This window comes from Actinacidiphila oryziradicis, from assembly GCF_005047355.1.
Taxonomy (GTDB): domain Bacteria; phylum Actinomycetota; class Actinomycetes; order Streptomycetales; family Streptomycetaceae; genus Actinacidiphila; species Actinacidiphila oryziradicis.
This window is the reverse complement of sequence record NZ_SUMC01000289.1, coordinates 1-2,450: the sequence shown is the minus strand read 5'-3', so window position 1 is coordinate 2,450 and position 2,450 is coordinate 1. Positions and strand designations below refer to the sequence as shown.

The following is a 2,450-nucleotide window of genomic DNA, read 5'->3' as shown; positions in this document are numbered from 1 at the left end:
GACTGTCGTTCCTGGAACCCGTGTACGCCGAGCCGGCGCCGCCGCCCTCGACGCCAGGCCCGCCGCCGTACGCGCCCGGACCGCGAAGTTGCAGCGCCGCATGGCCCGTACGGTGTGGACCACCGGCGGCTGCACCAGCTGATACCTCGACGCCGAGGGCAGCGACACCACCGCCTGGCCGGGCACGACCGCCGAGTACCGGCGCGCCACGCGCGGGCTGTACCTGGAGGAGTACGACGTGCCGCGGCAAGGTGCTGCCGGCGCGGGTGCGTTCGCGGCGCGCGCGGGACGCGTTCGCGGCTTCTGCTGATCTTGGCACTCCCGCTCGGGCCGATCAGCCCGCTGACCAAGGCCGCCTTGAAGTACGGGCCGGGTTCAAGCGGGCGCCAACAAGCGGAACCAGGGACGCCTGGCCCTGGGCTATGAACTGCCGGCGGTCTCGCTGGATCGGGGCCGGTCAGGTAATTCGCTGGGCGGCCGCGATGACGGTGGCGCGTGCCCCGTGGCGGCGCTCGTAGGCCAGCGCCCGCTGGGCCGAGGCCGGGGTCGGCGTCGCGGAGCCGCCAGAGCCGCGCTCTTGAAACCGGGCCAGGGCCCGGGCCGTTACGGCCAGGGCGGCTCCAGCAGGTCCCCGATCTTGCTCAGGATCTGGGAGCGGCCCGCATGGGAACGCTCATACTCCTCGACGGTCCTCCGCTATCACGGCTCCCTTGGTCGTGGCGGCCACTACCGCCTCGGCGCGCTGCTCGAGGGTGGGGCCGAGGCGTTCGAGGAGGTCCTCGTCGTCGCGGCGGATGGAGTCGAGCAGGTCCAAGCTGTCGGTGTCGCCAATCTCCTGTGCGATGTGTTCGCCGGCCCGGCAGGTCGCCACGGCGAAGGCGGTGATCCCGTATTCCCGCTCGGTGTTCTTCAGCAGTTGCCGCTGCGTGGCCCTTCCCCGCAGCAAGGCGGCCGGTATGCCCATCGCCACCTCCAAGGGCAGCCGGACGGCCATCCCGGTCAGGCGCACGGCACCTCCGAAGACGGTCTGCGCCAGTCCTCGGGGCTGCAACTGCAACGTCTTCAGGCGTTCGTCGATACGACGCACATGGCCTCTGGCGCCGGCGATGCGGCGCTCCAAGGTCTCGCGGTACTCCTCGGCGGGCGTGCCCGTGGCATGCGCCCTGAGCCGGTCGGCGATCGCGGCTTCGGCCTCGCGGACCTCGCGCAGTGCCGGGATGAGCACGTCTGTGGTTGCGGTCATCACGTTTCCTCCGGCTGGTCCGATGCGGACAAGACACCCCGAAACGGCGTGGCCGGACGATAACCGGCTCTCGCCCCTCTCCTCCCACCGTGCCCGTAATGGGCTCCTCCCGCATCTTCCCGCTGTGCACGCCCGCAGGACGTGGGTGGCCGGCTATTCCCCCGGGGGGGCATCGACGATGATGTGCACCCGCGCGCAGGCTTCCGCGGCAGTGCCCGGCGGCTGTGCCAGGCCGCGATCCGGACACGGCTTTCGCGGCCCCGCCGGCGGGCGGCCGATTGCCCAGGCGGCCATCGGGGTCATTCCGCGAGCGCCTGCGGCGGCGGCCGGGACAGGCCGCCGGCCGGGCAGGATGACCCAGTGCCCATGACGGGCCATCAGGATACGGCTGGGGGCGTGCGGCGTTCCCGCGGATGGAGGCACGTCGATGACGCGGGCGGTGCGCGTGTCCGTGGCGTTCCTCCTCGGCGGGGCGGTGGCCACGACGGTGGGAGTCGCCATCACGCGGGGGATCTTCGCGCTGCTGGCCAACGCCGTCTCGCCGGGCACCTGTCCGACAAGGCGGCAGCGGGCACCATCCTCCAGATCGTGCTGGTCGGCCTGCTCCTGATCGCCGCGGTGAAGAAAACGGGAGACGGCCGAGCCGCCGAAGTGGCTCGGACGCTGATGGAGGCGACCGGCCTGCTGGCGATCCCTGCCGATGCCCCTCCGACATCGTGGTCACGCTGACCGTGGGAGCACACCTGGAACAGCACCATGCGGGTCTGGGCGCGGCGCTGCCGTTCATCGGAGCCATCGTCCTGATCGCGGGGCTGCCGCTGCTGGTATACCTCCTCTTCCGCAAACGCGCGGAGCGGCCGGGAATGGGTGAACTCCCGCGGCTGGGTGGCCAACCGCCTGCCTGATCTTCGTCGCACTCATCCTGTAGTCCTCATCGAAGGTTGAGTGATGTCACCGGAGGTTGGTGTGGGTGCCCCCGATGGTTGAGCGGGGAGGACCGGGTGACGAAAGAGGTCAGGGGTCGCTTCTCATGCGCCGTCGTAGCGCTATGCGGGTGCGAGCCCGAGCTACTGGATGACCACTATGGGCTCGTGAAACGCTTTTACTCGGATGCGTTCGGACGTCGCGATTCAGCGGCGCTCGGGCTTCGCCGAGCGCGACATCAGTTCCTTGACGGCCACCTGCGGGGGCTTCCCGTCGTGGACGA

At 70.7% G+C, this 2,450-nt stretch carries 3 protein-coding genes and 1 pseudogene; 3 read left to right on the top strand and 1 reads right to left on the bottom strand.

Going from position 1 to position 2,450, the window contains the following annotated elements; all coding sequences use genetic code 11:
- A pseudogene (locus tag FCI23_RS62190) lies at positions 1-310 on the top strand (hypothetical protein); the annotation flags it as partial.
- Between the two features lie 363 nt (positions 311-673).
- Here the strand turns inward: FCI23_RS62190 and FCI23_RS55245 are convergent.
- Positions 674-1,243, bottom strand: coding sequence for a hypothetical protein (locus tag FCI23_RS55245; protein WP_136731700.1), 570 nt, complete (start codon positions 1,241-1,243; stop codon positions 674-676).
- Between the two features lie 588 nt (positions 1,244-1,831).
- Between FCI23_RS55245 and FCI23_RS58025 the strand changes: the two genes are divergently transcribed.
- Complete coding sequence (locus FCI23_RS58025) at positions 1,832-1,972, top strand: hypothetical protein (protein WP_169317489.1); 141 nt, start codon at positions 1,832-1,834, stop codon at positions 1,970-1,972.
- A gap of 2 nt (positions 1,973-1,974) precedes the next feature.
- Positions 1,975-2,148: a hypothetical protein gene (locus FCI23_RS58020; RefSeq protein WP_169317488.1), complete on the top strand. Its 174-nt coding sequence runs from the start codon at positions 1,975-1,977 to the stop codon at positions 2,146-2,148.
- Positions 2,149-2,450 lie beyond the last annotated feature (302 nt).

Bases quoted from the DNA above. Each gene is read 5' to 3' on its own strand.
- FCI23_RS55245 (WP_136731700.1), bottom strand. From the start codon at position 1,243: ATGACCGCAACCACAGACGTGCTCATCCCGGCACTGCGCGAGGTCCGC.